Annotated in this window: 12 protein-coding genes; 7 read left to right on the forward strand and 5 right to left on the reverse strand. The window is 41.5% G+C overall.

All coding sequences use genetic code 11. The features are described 5' to 3' along the window. The first annotated feature begins 270 nt into the window (after positions 1-270). The gene (locus tag BMY70_RS12805; protein WP_090335599.1) at positions 271-498 is read left to right on the forward strand and encodes a hypothetical protein; all 228 of its coding nucleotides are present in this window, start codon (positions 271-273) and stop codon (positions 496-498) included. Between the two features lie 532 nt (positions 499-1,030). Continuing rightward, a complete protein-coding gene (locus tag BMY70_RS12810; RefSeq protein WP_090335600.1) occupies positions 1,031-1,426 on the forward strand; it encodes a RidA family protein in 396 nt (131 codons plus the stop codon). 56 nt (positions 1,427-1,482) lie between these two features. On the opposite strand, the gene ligD is transcribed toward BMY70_RS12810, so the two are convergent. The 3 genes from ligD to BMY70_RS12825 form a co-directional block, all read right to left on the reverse strand. Continuing rightward, on the reverse strand, positions 1,483-4,194 hold the full coding sequence (gene ligD / locus BMY70_RS12815; protein WP_090335601.1) for a DNA ligase D: 2,712 nt from the start codon (positions 4,192-4,194) through the stop codon (positions 1,483-1,485). A 70-nt stretch (positions 4,195-4,264) separates the two neighbouring features. After that, entirely contained in the window at positions 4,265-6,436 is a 2,172-nt protein-coding gene (gene glgX / locus BMY70_RS12820) for a glycogen debranching protein GlgX (RefSeq protein ID WP_090335602.1), read from the reverse strand. 79 nt (positions 6,437-6,515) lie between these two features. Continuing rightward, positions 6,516-7,007, reverse strand: a complete 492-nt coding sequence (locus BMY70_RS12825) for a CinA family protein (protein WP_090335603.1) — start codon at positions 7,005-7,007, stop codon at positions 6,516-6,518. Between the two features lie 240 nt (positions 7,008-7,247). On the opposite strand from BMY70_RS12825, the gene BMY70_RS12830 reads away from it, so the two are divergent. Continuing rightward, positions 7,248-7,952, forward strand: coding sequence for a DUF421 domain-containing protein (locus tag BMY70_RS12830; RefSeq protein WP_090335604.1), 705 nt, complete (start codon positions 7,248-7,250; stop codon positions 7,950-7,952). Between the two features lies 1 nt (position 7,953). Continuing rightward, positions 7,954-8,634 (forward strand): DUF421 domain-containing protein, encoded by a 681-nt coding sequence (locus BMY70_RS12835; protein ID WP_090335605.1) that lies wholly within the window; start codon positions 7,954-7,956, stop codon positions 8,632-8,634. A gap of 4 nt (positions 8,635-8,638) precedes the next feature. Here the strand turns inward: BMY70_RS12835 and BMY70_RS12840 are convergent, their stop codons facing one another. Then, on the reverse strand, positions 8,639-9,118 hold the full coding sequence (locus tag BMY70_RS12840) for a hypothetical protein (RefSeq protein WP_090335606.1): 480 nt from the start codon (positions 9,116-9,118) through the stop codon (positions 8,639-8,641). A gap of 2,041 nt (positions 9,119-11,159) precedes the next feature. Here BMY70_RS12840 and BMY70_RS12850 point away from each other — a divergent pair. Then, positions 11,160-12,878: an alpha-amylase family protein gene (locus BMY70_RS12850; RefSeq protein ID WP_090335608.1), complete on the forward strand. Its 1,719-nt coding sequence runs from the start codon at positions 11,160-11,162 to the stop codon at positions 12,876-12,878. A gap of 18 nt (positions 12,879-12,896) precedes the next feature. On the opposite strand, the gene BMY70_RS12855 is transcribed toward BMY70_RS12850, so the two are convergent. Beyond that, entirely contained in the window at positions 12,897-13,349 is a 453-nt protein-coding gene (locus tag BMY70_RS12855) for a GNAT family N-acetyltransferase (RefSeq protein WP_090335609.1), read from the reverse strand. Between the two features lie 196 nt (positions 13,350-13,545). Between BMY70_RS12855 and BMY70_RS12860 the strand changes: the two genes are divergently transcribed. Together BMY70_RS12860 and BMY70_RS12865 are read left to right on the forward strand one after the other, a co-directional pair. Further along, positions 13,546-13,785, forward strand: coding sequence for a hypothetical protein (locus tag BMY70_RS12860; protein ID WP_090335610.1), 240 nt, complete (start codon positions 13,546-13,548; stop codon positions 13,783-13,785). 130 nt (positions 13,786-13,915) lie between these two features. Then, complete coding sequence (locus BMY70_RS12865; protein WP_090335611.1) at positions 13,916-18,511, forward strand: CheR family methyltransferase; 4,596 nt, start codon at positions 13,916-13,918, stop codon at positions 18,509-18,511.

Genomic DNA, 18,511 nt, shown 5'->3' on the forward strand with positions numbered 1-18,511 from the left:
ATCTTTCGGGTATAGTTTTTTACAAAAGACATAAAAACCAGCCATTTGCGGAAATGGTAGATCGAAAAACCAAAACAGGACCGACGACAGCAGAAGAATGTACTTGCGGGGTTACTTTTGCGTAGCCTGGTGCAAGATGTTTTTGTGTTAGAGAGAAAGTAATTTCCGACGCCACTTAAACATAGGGCAAATTCGGATTATAGCTTTTCAGGATTTAAATCAATGTAGTCTTTGGAAAGTTTCGTGAACTTAAAATCAATAAACAGAGCTATGGGAACAATGAGCATGCCTTCCAATTTATCCGCCGTTTTGTTTACCGACAAAAACGGCATAACCAGAGAAGGTGTATACAAAAAAGGTCTGAACGCTTTTGTTGAGGCACTAGGGGATGAAGGGCCGGAAGATCCGGGAAATCTATACCCGGAAGATGATATTACAACATGGGAATATCTTGATCAAAGGAGAAGTCCGGATGCAGACTTTATGGTTATTTTGTAAAAAGGTCAGGAAGTTTTTTTACCAAAAAAGCGGGTTTTAACGCCCGCTTTTTGGTAAACATAATAAGATCAAGATACTGATTAGAAATCTTCATTCAAATTTCCATGTTGTAAATATTTCTTAAAAGAGGTTTCTTCCATAGCTAATAAAAAGGAAATCAAATTGCGGTTACAACTCTGATCAGCAAAGTAAGTAATTCTGGATTTAGTTTTACTCATTAAAGTTGTAATAAATAAAATATTAGTTACAAAAATTCCTGACTACCGGACATGATGGTTTTTATTATCATTTTATAGCGGAGTGGTATGATCCGGATTGATGAATTGATGATCTGTATAATTTTTTTCGGGCCGAATTTCAAAGTGCGATGGAATTCCATAAGCTAGGGGACGGGACGGGATCGGTAAAGTAGGGATATGCCGATTTTTGAACCGGATCTTCTGGATTTATAAGAATGGCTGACCAATTTTTAATAAGTAGTTAACCACGATCAATTGTAACAAAAATATAGTTAAACAGAATCGCATTTTACATGGCAAAGGCAATAGGAATAATAGAAACAAAAAATGCGGCACCTGCGGGAGGGCACTATGTTCAGGCGACAACTTACAATGGGTTGATTTACATTTCTGGGCAGCTTCCTGTCAAAACCGACCGGAGCCACACTTTTTCTGAGAGCTTCGAGGTTCAGGCAAGACAAGCTTTGAATAATCTGATAGAAATTCTGAAAGCAGCTGGAAGTGAGCCAGCGCAGCTTTTAAAAGTTACGGTGTATCTGGTTGACGTCGAAAACTGGCCTACGTTTAACCAGATCTATGCGGAAGTTTTAGGAGCCGCAAAACCCGCCCGATCTATCGTTCCGGTCCCTGAACTACACTACGGGTATTCGATTGAAATTGATGCAATAGCAGTGATTCCGGAAATTTGATGTAACGTTAAGTACATTTATAAACAATACACAGCCGTTTTCATCCTCTGTTACTTCTAGAACGCTACTTCCCTGAGAATTTTGACTAGGTCGATTCCCTTTTCTAGAACGGGTTTGAAAAGATCTCCTTCCTTTTCGATTCTTTTTATGGCGTTGAAAATTGTGAAGTCTTTAAGTTGTAACCCTTTTTTTACTTCGTCCCAGTGAAGCGGCATGGAAACCGTGGCGCCTGGTTTCGGTCTTACCGAGTAAGGCGCAGCCAGAGTTGCCTTTGGGCGGTTTTGTAAGTAATCGATATATAGCTTGCCCTTTCTGTTTTTGGTCATCCGTTCAATGCTTGTGAAATCGGATAATCTTTCCTGCGCTTGCGAAGCAATCCATTTGGCAAATAACTGACATTGATCATAACTGTATTTTGCTTCAAGAGGAACATAGATATGAATACCTGTCGATCCCGACGTTTTACAATAACCAGGAATATCCGATTCGTCAAGAATTTCTTTTATCGTTTTAGCAGTCAGGATTACCTGTTCAAAAGTATTGGAAGTATCCGGATCGAGGTCCAAAATACACCAGTCGGGGTTTTCGTCTGATTCGGTTTTGCTGTTCCATGGATTCATTTCGATACAGCCAAGATTTGCCATATAAAGCAGACTGGCTTCGTCGGTAGCGACCATATAATTCTTATTCTCCTCCTTTTCAGTGCTGTATGGAAAGGTCTCGGTCCAGTCTGGCGACTTACCGGTTACGTCTTTTTGATAGAAACTTTTTCCTTCTATTCCGTTCGGAAACCGGTTGAGAGACATGGGCCGATTTTTTAGATAGGGCATTATATATGGGGCAACCTGGTAGTAGTAATTAATCAGATCACGTTTTGTAACATCGTCTTTCGGCCAGAATACCTTTCCAAGATTTGTAAACTTTAACTCATTTCCATTGATTTTCCGGACCTGAGTCTCTTCCTTTGGGTTCAGGAGGGTTTTGCGCGACGATTTGCCAGGCTTTTTTATAATCTCTTCATTTTTAGTCTCAGGTTGCTTTTTTCCTATAACTGCTGAGACTTTCTTCTTGGCTTCGAGCGTGACATCCTTTGCATTTTTATCTTCGCGTAAGCCTTCAAAAGAAGGGTGCCTGAAAACGCCGTCGCTGGTGACTTCCGTAAAACTTACTTCACAAACAATCGACGGTTCCAGCCATGTAGCTTTTGCTTTTGGAGGATTTGGGCGAAATCTGGAAGGTTTATTATAATCCGGAAGTTCAGTAAACGGACTTTCTTTTATTATCAGAGGCTTGAAAAGATCTAGCATTTCCCGCTGCTGCTGATCTTTAAAACCCGTGCCAACTTTTCCAACATATACGAAGTTGTCATCGTCGTAAACACCAAGCAACAGCGAGCTGAATAATTTGGAAGAACCCTCATTTAGAGTGTATCCGGCGATTACTACTTCCTGGCGTTTGTTTATTTTAATTTTCAGCCAGTCCTTTGACCTGCTTCCCGGATAATAGAGGCTATCTGAACGCTTGGCAATAATTCCTTCCAGCCCCAATTCTTTGGCAGCGTCAAAAAATTCGGATCCGTTGGCCTTTACGCTATACCCACTTTTGATAATGCCATCTTTTGGCATTATACTTTGAAGCACAGTTTTTCTTTCAGTTAGTGGAAATTCAGTCAGATCTTTTCCCTCCAGCCAGAGTATGTCAAAAACATAATATTGCAACTCTCCATCCGCTTCGCTTCGCCAGTTTTGTAGGGAACCGAAATCGGATATACCTTTATCATTGACCACCACAATTTCTCCGTCGACTATCGCATTCACTTTCCATTCTGAAACCGCTTTGTAGACAGGATAAAATTTGTCGTTAAATGATTTACTGTTTCGTGATTTTAATTCAGCCTTGCCCTTGTCCATAAAAGCGACTGCCCGGTACCCGTCCCATTTAATCTCATATTCCCAGCCCGGATCGTCGAAGGTCTTATCCACCAAGGTTGCCAGCATTGGTTGAATATCGGTATTGAACCGATGTTTTGAAGCTGTTTTCAAAATTGCAGCGGCCGTTCTTTTATCTTTTTCAGGACCTTCTTCTTCTTCGAGCTGCCTCTTTATCTGTTTTTTTGCCTCGTTTTTATTTACCGTCTTTTTATCTTTTATGGTGCTTCCCGGTGCTATGATTTTTTGGTCATAAACCTTTTCGGGAGCTGCTTTTACTGCATCCAGCGTCTGGTCCGATACGACAGATTTGTCTTTTTTTGTAATATCGTTTTTCGAAATGAACTCGTCCTTGTGTTTTATTAATAACCAGGCGTTATCTTCCATGCCCTTCGTTTTGACCAACGCAAATTCTCCTTGAAGTTTCTCACCATTCAGCTTGAATTTCAATGATCCGGACTTTAATTGTTTCAATAACAATTTTTCCTGCGCCTTCTTTCCTTTTGCTTTTTCAAGAGGTTCGTACGTGCCTTGGTCCCAAACGATCATGGTCCCGGCTCCATAGTTTCCCTTCGGGATAACTCCTTCAAAGTTTTTATAATCATACGGATGGTCTTCCACCATCATCGCAAGCCTTTTGACAGACGGATCGGTAGAAGGGCCTTTCGGAACTGCCCAGCTTTTCAAAACCCCATCCATTTCAAGTCTGAAATCATAATGGAGCCTGGACGCATGGTGTTTTTGGATTACAAAAATTAATCTGTTGCCCTCAGGTTTTCCTGATTCTGGTTCCGGAGTTTCTTTGAAAGATCGTTTCTTTTTATATTCTACAAGACCCATAACCAAGCGATTTGATGTTGGAACTAAATTAAAAAAAATCTTCTACCAGATTATTAACAACCGGTTGTCGTTATTTCGGACATATTAAAACCAGAACAGACCTGTCCTGGACCTGTACGCTGGCACCGGGATCAAATCTTTCTTCGTCCTGCCCGACAAAGCCATTACTGGTATCAACGACTTTAAACCAGCCTTTGTCACAATTATCTTTGGGCAGGAGATATTCCAGGGGCTGATCATGAGCGTTGAAAATGATGTAAAAACTATCGTCCTTAATTCTTTTTCCATTGTAGTCGACGCATCTTATGCCCTGACCGTTAAGGTACACACCCAAAGATTTTGCGTAATCATGTGCCCAGTTTTCTTCTGACATTTCATCGCCCTCCGGTAAAAACCACATCAGATCATCACGGCCTGAGCCTTGAATAGGAATACCCTGAAACCAGCGCCGGCGCCTGAAAGTCGCGTGATTTTTGCATATGCTGATGATTCCTTTTGTGAACTCTCTGAACTTGTGATCAGCATTTTCCCAGTCTAGCCAAGAAATTTCATTGTCCTGGCAATAGGCATTGTTATTGCCTCCCTGCGTCCGTCCAAATTCATCGCCCGCTACAAGCATCGGGACCCCCTGGGACAAAAATAAAGTCGTTATAAAGTTTCGTTTCTGCTTATTTCGCAGTGCGATGATATCCTGATTATCTGTGATTCCTTCTTCGCCGCAGTTCCAGGAGTTATTTTCATTTTCTCCGTCGGCGTTATTCTCACCATTTGCTTCATTATGTTTGTTATTATACGAAACAAGATCGTGGAGCGTGAAGCCGTCGTGAGCTGTTATAAAATTGATACTGGCAGTTGGGCGGCGGTAGCCACCTTTGTATAAGTCTGGGCTCCCCGTAAAACGCAAGGCAAATTCAGCCAGCTTACTCTCCGCACCGCGCCAGTAATCACGGATACAATCTCTGTATTTGTCATTCCATTCAGCCCAGCCGGGAGGAAATTTGCCCACCAGATAACCTTCTTCCCCAATATCCCAAGGTTCAGCAATCAGTTTTACCTGAGAAATGATCGGATCCTGGTGAATGATCGTAAAAAATGAGCTCAGGACATCGGTATCGTGATGCGTCCTGGCCAGCGTAGAGGCAAGGTCAAACCTGAAACCATCGATATGCATTTCGGTGATCCAATACCTGAGACTGTCCATGATCAGGCCAAGTACAAAAGGCAATCTGACATTTAAGGTATTTCCGGTTCCGGTATAATCCTGGTAATAACGTGCGTCTTCGTTTGTTAACCTGTAATAGGATGCGTTGTCGATTCCCTTAAAAGAGAGTGTAGGGCCGAGATGATTTCCTTCGGCAGTATGGTTGTAAACGACGTCCAGAAAAACTTCAATTTCAGCTTTATGAAGTTCCTTGACCATATTTTTAAATTCCAGGATTTGCTCGCCCATATAACCAGAGCTGCTGTAACGGGAATCCGGCGCGAAGAAATTGAGCGTGTTGTAACCCCAGTAATTGGTAAGCCCTTTTTCGAGTAAATGCCGGTCGGCAATAAAATGGTGAACGGGCATCAGTTCAATCGCTGTGATGCCCAGCTCCTTTAAATAATTGATGGTAGCCGGATGAGCGATCGCAGCGTACGTTCCTCTGATTTCTTCAGGTATGTCGGGATTTCTTTGCGTAAAACCTTTCACATGAGCCTCATATATGATGGTATCATGATATGGAATTTTGGGTTGCTTATCACCTTCCCAATCAAAATGCTGATCGATGGCTATCGATTTGGGCATGTAGGGTGCGCTGTTCGTATCATTGAAAGTAAGGTCACTTTCTTTATCTGCGACATTGTATCCGAAAACTGCATCATCCCAGTTCAAATCACCTGCGATCGCCTTTGCATAGGGGTCCACCAGAAGTTTGGATGGATTAAAGCGATGTCCGTTCTCAGGTTCGTAGGGACCATAAACCCGGTATCCATAAAGCTGCCCTGCCTTCAGGCCCGGCACGCATACGTGCCACACGTGATGCGTAACTTCTTCGATTTTAATTTTTATATATTCGTCAACATCGTCGAGATTTTTAAACAGGCAGAGCTCAACCCGCGTTGCATTCTCTGCAAACAGGGCGAAATTTATGCCACTTTCATCGATTGTTGCCCCGAGAGGAAAAGGGCTTCCCGGAAATACCTTGATATCTAGATCTTCTGCTGCTCGTACAAGTTCATTCTCTAAATGTTCATTCATGATCAGAGATGGTTAGCCGGTTAAGTTTGAATTATTCATAAGAAACCTGTGCCCGACGTAAATAGTGATAAAAGTGATATTAAGATACTGGAAATGAGGAAAGTTCGCCCATGACAAGTTTTGCCGCCAGATCGACAGTTTGAATCATAATTTCTTCTGCATTTCCATTAAATACTTGATGCGAGGAAATGTGGCGGTCCTGAAAACATATGTGAATAAACATGGTTCCCACAGGTTTTTCCGGTGTTTCGCTGCCTCCCGCAGTCGTTAGTCCGGTAACAGCTACATAAATATCTGCCGTCATTATTTTCTTTAATCCGATCGCAAGTGCTTTGGTAACCGGAGCGGATTCCGGTGTGTATTTGTCAACCAGATCTTTCGATACGCCCAGCAGATCTTCCTTGACACAGGCGTCGTAACAGGTTATTCCGCCGATGAGCACCTTGCCCGAATCGGGTACAAGAGAAAATTCGGAACACAGCCGTCCAGCAGTAGCACTTTCGGCAAATGCTATTGTCAGGTTTTGCTCAGCCATAACCCGGCTGCATGTGATAACAAATTGTGAGGGCATAATTTCTCATAGTAAGTGACATGGCATAATGTGCCAAAAAAGTTTGCCATTGGGTAATCCGCATTAAAAATATTCCCAGTTTTTAGTGGTATGGATTTTGTTTGGGCAAGCGTTGATTTTTGTTCAATTGTAAGCATGCAGTGGCTGAAGCATATTCTGTCCGACATATTTACAAATTGAGTAGAAGAAATTGTAAAATAACCCAGGCTTTATGCAGATCCGTTTTATCGGATTTTTAAAATGAAAAAAGAAGACATTCATCTTTGGGATATCCAGAGAATACTTTTCGGAGAAGCGCCAGTAGAATTTCTAATTGAGATATTCTTCAGAACAATCGTTATTTACCTGATCCTGTTTATTACAGTCCGTTTAATGGGAAAGCGCATGAGCGGCCAGCTGACCATATCAGAAATGTCTGTAATGTTAACGCTGGGAGCAATTGTTTCTCCCGCGATGCAGGTTCCAAATGTAGGCCTGGCTCAGGGTACATTGATTTTATCGCTGGCTTTTATGTTTCAGAGAGGATTCAATTTGCTGGAATTTAAGAATTATAAACTGGAGAAACTGAATCATGGAGAGATTGGAATGCTGGTCAAAGACGGGGTTATGCAGATCGAAGAACTGAATAAAAATAAGCTTTCACGGCAACAGCTGTTTGCAGTTTTACGGGCAGAGGGAATTTTCAATCTGGGTGAAATCGAACGTGTTTACCTTGAACCTTTCGGCATGTTTAGCATTTACAAACGAAAAAAAACAATGGCTGGACTTACAATCTTTCCTCCGGACGATAAAGAAATCAGAAGTTTTGTTAACAAAGACAAAAATCAACTTAGCGTCTGTACAAGTTGTGGCAACTTATCTGATCACTTTCACCCCCAATCCGGACCGTGTTCTGTTTGCTTTTCCTCGGAATGGTTAGAAGCAACGGTTGCTGTTCAAATTTAATATGAAGAAGGAAGATATACACCTGTTCGACTGGCATCGCATTTTTTTCGGCGAAGTCCCTGCCGGCTTTTTTATTGAAGTAACAATCAGGACGGCCATTATTTATGTTGTTCTTATGGTTTCAATGCGGTTAATGGGCAAACGCATGGCTTCTCAGCTGGGAAGAAACGAACTGATCGCCATGACATCGCTGGCTGCGGCTATTGGTGTTCCTATTCAGTCACCCGACAGGGGAATTCTTGCCGCCGTTGTGATTGCGGGTATTGTGGTTTTTATTCAACAGATAATCGCGAAAAAAGCAGCAGAGAACCAAAATTTTGAAGGGTTGACGCAGGATAATATCGGTACCCTTGTCGCTGATGGTAGACTTGATCTTAAGACGATGCTTAATACAAGGCTAACAAGAGAGCGTGTTTTTGGACAATTAAGAAATAAAGGGATCCATCATTTAGGAGAAGTAAAACGCCTTTACCTCGAAGCAAATGGGACATTTACATTAATAAAAAGCGATAATCCCGTCCCCGGACTCTGCATTTTGCCGGATTGGGATGCAGATTTCATCGAAAGTGTTTGCTCTCAGACTGATGAGATGGCATGCAATCACTGTGGCAAACTTAGAACTGAATTCTCTTCCAGATGCAGCAATTGTAGTATAGATAACTGGGTTCAGGCAGTTCGGTAGCTACTCAAGCGACTGCGTTTTGTATTATAAACTGCGATGCTGGCATTTTTGCAATCAACTGATTTTTCAGATTGAAATTGATATCATTAAGTTTTTCAAGATGCTCCGACAAGATTTCGCTCGCGTCATGCGTAAGATTTATGTTGGTAAGCAAACTTTTATAGAGACGAATCGTTTTGTTTTCCTGTTCAAGGATCATATCAGTGATCGAAGACTCATCCTCGGAAGAGAAAATGATGGTATGCAAACCTTGTTTCATTTTGCAGTTTTGTATGTCGCCATCGTCCAAAGTAGATTTCACCTGATCATAGATCCAGAGAATTTCCTTTTTAAACAGTATCGAGATCATATATCCCTGGCTGCATGATCTTCTGAGAGAGCCTAAATTTTCCAATGTCATGGCTTGTTTGTATAAACTTTCCCTATACTGGTGAAGACTCCAAAGTCTGACGATATCTGAAACGAACTGATGTAGATTTTCCATTGCGGCGGATACTATATGTGATTATTTTGCTATTAGTTTTATAAAAAGCATGCCGGAACCAAACAACAAAACCCGCTCAGGCATGAAATCTAAAATTGTACAAAACTTTTAATCAGGTCTGATCAGGATTTCTTCGTCGCCGCTTGGTGCAAGATGCCTGCCGGATAAATGCCTTCTCTTTCGTTTTCTGTATTTGCTCTGAACTTACCCATGTATTTTGTCTGTGGATTAAAATAATTTGGACAGTGGCTAAGGTTCAGCAGGATAAGAAATCTGTAGCCTTTCTTTTCATGCAGATATGCAAACATCTGTTTATTTGAATTAACCGAAGAATAACCTGCCACCCGGAGTGCCGGCTCCTGCCTCATAATCTTGAACACTCTTTGATGAAATGATAGTTTGGAATACGGATCATTTTTTCATTTCAACATCTACCCAAAGAAAATTATCCTGCAATTTCAGCCATGGGCACTGATCAGAAATACCTGTGTAAACGGAGTCGTCTCAATGCATAGGCGTACGCGCATGATCGTGCCTAAGATTTAATTATGGTGTATTAAGTCATTGTTTGTCAATAGTTTGATTGGTTGGTATTGGTTCTTCTTGCAATCTAATCTGATCATGTTAAAATAGCGCTAAAGCATCCCGGAGCAAAAGGTGTAGCTTGGCAGCAAGCTTTGCCTATGATATTCCCATGCGTCTTGAAATCCGGGGTATGTCACGATCTCAAAGTGCTAAGTTGGGTCGCACGTCTTCTGGTATGCACCTTTATATTGCTCCGCCGCTCGTGAGATTTTCAGCCACTGCCATGGTACGGTCAGAAGCTGAAAATTAAATGGAAGATGGACGCTCTTTCTTCATGCCCATAGTATGTAACCAGTGTATCAATTGGTAGATAAATTTCCCCAATCATCAGCTTCTTCTCATATCTTTCCTTAACCTATCGCATCATTCTTGCAAAGTCGTGAACATCCGGATGATCAGTAGAATAAAGCGGAGCATAATGATCAAAAAAAGGTCGTCTTCAATAAATTGTGAATCTGCAAAAACAGGATTATTCCGTAACTGGTAGTTTTTGATCATATTTCACATCAATTCTATCGGGAAACCCCTCAGCGTACTTGTCTGTTTAAAATCGCAATTCGTTCAGCATGGCCTTTTGAACTTCGGGATTTGTAAGTTCAGATCGGGTTATTCTTTAAGAAAAGCGTGAAACAATATTGGCTTGTTTGCTTGTTCCGTTCCCAGACATGACCTCCGAGCCTTAGCTATTGGGAATCTTGTATCGTATCAAAGAGTAGATGGATTCCGCGGAATTCAGAAATATGGTACCCAAAATCTGCCATCAGGTATATAAACACCGGCGATAATCAGACTTAGTCCGTGCGGAGCCCATTGTATGTAGTCAAGTTTTGATACAATACGCGGCAGATCTCCGATGCCGTCGTTACAACACAGGAGCACTAGCATTGGAAAATCTTTAAGTTTCTGGCGGATAAAAAAAGAGCAGGCGATCCAAACGATTTTTCGTTGAAAAGCAAAGTATTCCTTGCTTCCCTAACATGGCACAGTTTTTAACGAAGATAGGCCTTATGATGTATAAAGAGTAGCAATCCAAGGCTGCTCATCTACCAGATCTGGGTATTGGTAAACGGCTGGGAAGAGATTTATTCTCACTGAAAAGGATCTGATTATTTCTACGTTGGTAAAAGCTCCGGAATTGGGTGGGGGGATTTTGACGCACAATAGCTGGATGATTTTCATCATGCTTTATACGTCTTGAAATAATGGTCTGCTTTCTAATATCAGTTCGAACGAGAAAAAGAGTGTGCTGGTTTAAGCGGACAATAAAATGGGATGAACGAAAATTATTGATTCCAATAAAGATGAGAGAATTTCACCGCCATTTTTTAACGGAACTGATCCAAAAAAAATCCCGGCTTTAACAGTCATAGTCTTTGGATCGATAGGGCATTACTACCTAAAAAGAGTTTTCCAATAAAGTGTATAAAAGAATCATCAACTCTGAAAAACTATATTAATGAAAAACTTCGTCTATAAAGCTTCGCTATTTTTTCTATTGATTCCTTATCTGGCCTTTTCACAGGATAAAGTTGCGGAAGTAAAAGTTAAAGAAAATTTCTGGTACAAAAACAGTGTGATCTATAATCTCGAAGTAGGCGTTTTCAAGGATAGTGACGGAGATGGACGGGGTGATTTTGATGGATTAATTGAAAAACTTGACTACATAAAAGCATTAGGAGTTGACGCCATATGGCTCGCACCATTTCAGCCGTCGCCAGGCCAGGACGACGGGTATGATGTTGCAGATTTTTATGGCGTAGACGAAAAGTTGGGTACGAGCGGGGATTTTGCTGAATTTGTGCATCAGGCTGAAAAACGTGGAATTCGGGTTATTATCGACCTGGTGATCAATCATACTTCCGACCAGCATCCCTGGTTCAAAAATTCACGAGAAAACAAAACCTCCAGGTACCGCGACTGGTATATCTGGTCAAAAGATCGCCCAAAAGACGCAGACAAGGGAATGGTATTTCCAGGAGTGCAAAAGGAGGTCTGGACGTTGGATAAAAAAACGAATGAATATTATTATCATAGGTTTTACGATTTTCAGCCAGATTTAAACTTCGCTAATCCCGAAGTTATGCAGGAAAGTCAGCGTATTATCGGCTATTGGCTCAACCAGGGGATTTCGGGATTTCGGCTGGATGCGGTCCCATTTATTATTGAAGTTCCTAAAACCGGCAGTGAGAAACCAAAACTGGATTTTAATTTTTTACGGGACATGCGGCAGTTTGCACAATCCCGAAAAGCAGATGTTGCAATTTTGGGAGAGGCGAATGTCATGCCGGAAGAAAACCAGAATTATTTTGGACAGAATGGAGATGGTATTCACATGATGTTTAATTTCTATGCAAACCAGTATTTATTTTATGCACTGGCTACGGGAGATCTGAAACCGTTTTTAAAAGCAATTCAGGATACAAAAAAAATTCCGGCGGCTTCGCAATGGGCTCATTTTCTGCGAAACCACGATGAAATTGATCTCGGCCGGCTGACAGATAAGCAGCGTAATGAAGTATATGCAAAATTTGGCCCCGACACTTCCATGCAACTATACAAGCGCGGAATCCGCAGACGTCTGGCACCCATGTTAGGCAACAACCGAAAACATATCGAACTTGCATACAGTCTTCTGTTTTCCCTTCCAGGAGCGCCTGTCCTACGGTACGGAGAAGAATTAGGAATGGGGGATGATTTAACTTTAAAGGAAAGGTTGTCCGTACGTACCCCGATGCAGTGGAATGATGAAAAAAATGCTGGTTTCACTACCGCAGAAAAAGCTTTTCGCCCGGTGATTTCAAAGGGGGCATACGGTTTTGAAAACTTGAATGCAGCTAAACAATTTAGGGATCCGAACTCACTTCTACGGTGGACAACCGATATTATTCAATTAAGAAAATCCTGCCCGGAAATCGGTTTAGGTGAGTACACATTGCTGGAATCCGGATCACCTGATATCCTGGCAATTCGTTATGATTATCTTGGGAAATCCATTATTGTGCTACATAATTTCAATGAAAAACAACGCCAAGCTGCAATCAGCTCAGGAACATCAAAAATACTTTATGATCTGCGCGCTCAAAATCTTGATATAAAATCGGAAAATGGGAAATTTTCTGTTTCTCTGGATGGTTATGGCTACAAATGGTACCGTGTTGACCATATTATGCCGTAATTTAACGTTCGATTAAAGTTAAAGGGCTTCCTCAATGGCACAATCCATTTGATAGAGGTCATAACCTGTGTCCCAATAGTCCTTAACTGTTTCGCGTAACACCAGTCCGAACTTTTCATAAAATTTAAAAGCGAGTTGCGAGGTTCTTACAGCTAATGTCTGGACGGTCGCAACTTCTTTTATCTGCCGGATTCTGAATCTTGTCAGCTCAGAGCCAACGCCTTTTCCCTGACTGTCAGGATGAATAATATCCCAAGATAAGCTACCTGTTTTTCTGTCTGCAGACAGATTAAAACCAGCCGCGCCAATTATTTTATCATCATCCTCGGCAACATAATAATGGTCGGCGTGATAGTCAAAATAATAGATCAGATCCTTCTCCTCACTCGGAGAAAAGTATTGCGGCGTATTCAATCTCAATAAATCGATAACATGTTCCCGGTCGGACTTCTGGAATTTTCTTATTTTCATAGATACCTGTATAGATTTAAAAAATGCTAATTACTTAAATTATGATCGTGGAAAAGTTTATCCTTTAAAATAGTTTTTCAACTCCTTTCCTTACAGAGCCTGCGCATCTTCGATACTTTTACAGATCCGTTTCTTAAAAAATGATTGATATCATTTCCATCTGATCCTGAAACGCTGATTTTTTGGCTGATAAAAAATGGAAATTGTTAAATACAGTCATATCATCCTCAAAACGGTTTTGTTCTTAAAGATAAGACGTTACAATGCAACGCAGTTTATACTTGTACTTATATCTAATTTGATCAGTACAATAAAAAACGGCGAGGTAGTAGAACATTTTGAAGTGAAAGTCTTAAAGCTCGAATATTACGAAATGAATCCTCATTCCTCTGAGAGAAGTTCTAAATTGTTTGAAACGGATAACTTCACCCCATGAAAATGCAGATTTTACAACTGTATTGTATATTATTGTAAAACGTATTTATTTTTTACCCCGACGATCTTGCATTTAAAAACTTCTTTTGGTTGTCTTATGCACGATTTTGATTTCATATTTACCTAGGTCCATGTCAAAAAATATAGCTCCGCCAGATAAATCGCGACCCGATGCGAATCCGATACCTGTTGTTGCTATCGGGGCGTCTGCCGGCGGACTTGAGGCGGTTTCCCAGATATTCGAAAATCTTTCGCCGAACACAGGTATGGCTTATGTTTATATACAGCATTTGTCTCCAACTTATGAAAGCCGATTATCTGAGATACTGAGCAGGGTGACGCAGATGCCTGTTTTTGAAGCAGAGCATCTGATGGAATTGAAAGCCAACAGTGTATATATTATTCCTCCGGACAAAGATATGGAGGTTGAGGGCAACAGGCTGGAACTAATTAACAGGCAGCCCAGGCCAATTATGCATATGCCAATAGATAAGTTTTTAATTTCTTTGGCGAAAAGAGAAAAAGAAGGGGCGATAGGAATTATCCTTTCTGGCATGGCGCATGATGGAACGCTGGGACTTAAAGCGATTAAAGTTGCCGGAGGAATAACCATTGCCCAGAACGAAACAGCGAAACATTTGAGTATGCCGCGTTCAGCCATCCAGGAAGGTGTCGTTGATATGGTGCTTTCGCCGATGGACATCGCGAAGGAACTTGAACGTCTGGGTAGTAAATCCGCTGTATTGAATCTAGCTGCTGTGAATGCGGACGAGGAGGATGCCGGGAAGGTAGATGAAGATTTAAAACAGATACTTCTTTTTTTGAAAAGGGCAGTAGGCGTAGATTTCGATCATTATAAAATGTCGACAATTCGCAGACGGATCTCGCGTCGGATGCTGCTTTATAAACTGGATACGCTCAGGGATTATGTGGTATATCTGCAGCAATATCCCTCCGAAGCGGAAAATCTGTATAATGATTTGTTGATCAATGTAACTAACTTTTTCAGGGATTCTGAGGTAATGGAATACCTGAAAAAGAAATTGTTTCCTCAGATTATCAAGACTAAATCTCCGGAAGATACGATCCGTATATGGATACCCGCATGCTCAACCGGGCAGGAAGCTTATTCTCTGGCGATGATCCTGGTTGAATTATTGGGCGAGAATTCCTCAACGACCATACAGATTTTCGCAAGCGATTTGAGCGAATTCGCCATTGCAAAGGCAAGGCAGGGACTGTACACGAAAAGCGAAGTTTCGGACGTGACACCTGTCCGGCTTCAAAGATTTTTCCTGAAAAGGGATGATAAATACGCGATAAAGAAATCAATTCGTGATCTCTGTGTTTTTGCACCGCATAATGTTCTCCGCGATCCGCCCTTTTCCAGGCTAGACATGATCAGCTGCCGTAATCTTCTGATCTATCTGGATACCGTCTTCCAGCAGAAAATTATGGCTACCTTTCATTACGCTCTAAATCCCGAAGGTTTACTTTTGCTCGGGAATTCGGAAGCTGTGGGAAGTTCGGTTTCTCTATTTTCCCAATTGGATAAAAAACAGAAAGTTTTCATGCGGAAAAGCCGGGAAACCGGCAAGGCAACGTTTGATATGAACATTCGCTGGAATGTGGAAACACGTCTGGGGAATGTTAAAAGCTCACCGGTTCAGCGACAAAGCAATCAACTGCCTGCGCCAGCGAGAGATCTGGATAAAGAAGTTGATTCTTTATTATTAAAAAAATATGTACCGGCCTGTATTGTTGTAGATCAGGACCTGGAAATCCTTCAATTTCGGGGATCTACCGGATTGTTTCTGGAACATGCGCCAGGAAAGGCAAGTTTTAATTTGCTCAAAATGGCCCGTCCCTCCCTTGTTTTCGAACTTCGGAATGCAATTCATAAAAGCCGGAAATCCGGCGAAACTGCCAAGAAAAGCGGCTTGGAAATGAAGGTGAATGACAGGCTTCATTATGTCAAAATTGAGGTCGTTCCGTTGAGAAGTTTTGAGGATCAGTTTTTGTTTCTCGTACTTTTCGAAGAAATAGCACACAGCATCTCAGCTGATGAGAACACGCCTAATTTCAGAGACGATCGAATTAAACAACTGGAAATGGAGCTGTCGTCACTTCGTAAAGACATGCATTCAATCATAGAGGAGCAGGAAACAAGTAATGAAGAGTTACAATCCGCTAATGAAGAAATTGTCAGCAGCAATGAGGAGTTGCAGAGTATTAACGAAGAATTAGAAACAAGTAAAGAAGAGATTGAGTCTACCAATGAAGAACTTTTGACAATCAATCAAGAGCTCCAGATAAGGAATGATCAATTAACTGAGGCCTATGGCTACTCAGAAGCCATATTCAGCACAATTGGAGAGGCAACTTTATTGCTTGATAGACAGTTGCAAGTAAAAAGTGCAAATAAGGCGTTTTACAAAATTTTCCATGTGCAGCAGGAGGATATCGAGGGTAAAATGTTTTACGAACTGCATAAAGGGCAATGGGATATAGCTCAGCTGCGCCAGTTGCTGGAAGAGGTAATTACCAACAATGTTCATATAAAAGCATATGAAGTTTGTTTGAATTTTGCCGGAATCGGCGAAAAGACGATGCTTCTTCATGCGCGGAAAGTTGTTCAGCATGAGCGCAAGGAGGTAATCCTTTTGGTCATCGAGGATGTTACCGAGCAAAGGCGTGTGCAGCATATGCTGGAAGAAAGACAGGCATGGTTCCATGATATGATCGACCATGCGCCCGCGTTGATCTGGGTTACCGGACCGGAAGGCAGAATCAATTTTTTGAATAAAGCATTTCTGGAATTTTCCGGACTTGAAAATCAGGACAACCCAGACCTGAGTTTTGCGGATTTAATTCATCCCGAAGACCGCTCGCATTACGACCGTACGTTCGCACGAAATTTTGAAGGTCAGAATATATTTAGTATTGAATATCGCTTACAGCGTAGAGACGGTGAGTACCGGTGGGTTCTGGAAACGGCAAAGCCTATGTTTTCTCCTGAAAAGAAATTTACGGGATACATTGGAAATGGTACGGATATTCATCTTCAAAAAACACTTTCCCAGCAGCTGAATTCTCATGTCAAAGAACGGACACAGCAGCTTAAAGAAACGAACGAAGAGCTGGAAATTTCTAACAGGGAGTTAAGAAAAACAGCAGACCGCCTTCAGAGTGTATTAAATGGCGTTCCTGCTGCAATTACTTTGATGGAAGCCTTAAAGCCAGATGGGGCAGAAACTGTTTCCGATTTTATCACCTCTGTTTATAACGAAAAAGCGCTGGAATTCAACGGACAAAGTTCTGATGATATCATTGGGAGGTCATGGATGGAATCTCATCCGGATCTGAAAGACACCGAGCTGTTCGATCTTTATCTTCATGTTTTAGAAACAGGCGAACCGGTTTACAAAGAGATTTCTGATCTGACGTCAGGCGGTGATAAGCATTATGCATTTTTTATAACCCGACAAATTGACGAGAATGGTGTTGTAGTTACAATTCTGGATATTTCTGAACGGAAAACTGCCGAAGTAAAATTGATCAGAATGATGGAGAATCTCCAGGCGGTATTAGATTGTTCACCAGGTTCGATCAGCTATCTCAAACCGATTTATGATCAGGCGGGTGATGTAAAAGATTTCCGGCTGGAAGTTTATAACCAGAATTTCGCGAAGGAATACAACAAGCCTTTAAGCGCACTTGCAGACAAAAGAGCGACTGAGTTGTTTTCAGAAGAAGATGTTAAAAAAATGAAGCGGGTGCTCAGCACTGGCGAACGGTCATATGAAGAAATTTATCAGGAGCAAGATGATAAATGGATAGGGATCTCTGTGGTCAGACACAAGAGTGGTGTCGTTATTGCGGGTCTAAATATCACATCTCTCAAAGAAGCGGAACGCCAGCAGAGTAAGTGGGTTCAACAACTTGAAGAATCTAATGAGATGATCCAGTCTCTTGAACAGATGCGGCAATATATCAGCCACCGAGGGGAATTCCTAAGGGCAACTTCTCATGATTTACGTGGTACTTTCGGGATAATCATGGGGGCAACCGCACTATTGAACCTTATGGATACCGAGGAGGATCGCAACAAATCTCTTGACATGCTGCAACGTAATCTGCGCCAGGTAACTTCTATGTTAAACCAGCTCCTGGATTATTCGCGACTGGAAGCGGGTAAAGAAAAGATTGAAGTGACATCTTTCGATCTATCTGAACTGCTGTCCGGGCTGTGCGAAAGTATGATTCAGATTTCGAGAGACAAAGGTCTGGAACTTAATGTCAGCGAGCATACTGCTTTGATAGTTCGGAATGATGCTGTCAAAATTAGAAGGATTGCACAAAACCTTATTCTAAATGCCTTAAAATATACTGATGATGGGTCTGTCTCTGTCAGATGGGGTTCAGTCAACACTGTCATGAATGAGATTAAATCAGACAAATGGTTTATCGAAATCGAAGATACGGGAAATGGACTCTCTCAAAACCTTGTCACAAAATTAACGCATCAGAATTGGGATAAAGATCAATTGACACCTTTTCAGAATGTGGGCTCGTCGACAGGGGAAGGTATCGGTTTGTTTATCGTGAAAAGATTATGTGAATTGCTGGCCGGTGAACTGACCATTGAAAGTAAAACTGGCGAAGGGACGTTGTTTCGGATTGTCTTTCCGCTGGAATATCAAGAGTCATCTAATAATAAAATTTAA

Source organism: Dyadobacter koreensis (assembly GCF_900108855.1).
In the GTDB taxonomy this organism is placed as follows: Bacteria; Bacteroidota; Bacteroidia; order Cytophagales; family Spirosomataceae; genus Dyadobacter; species Dyadobacter koreensis.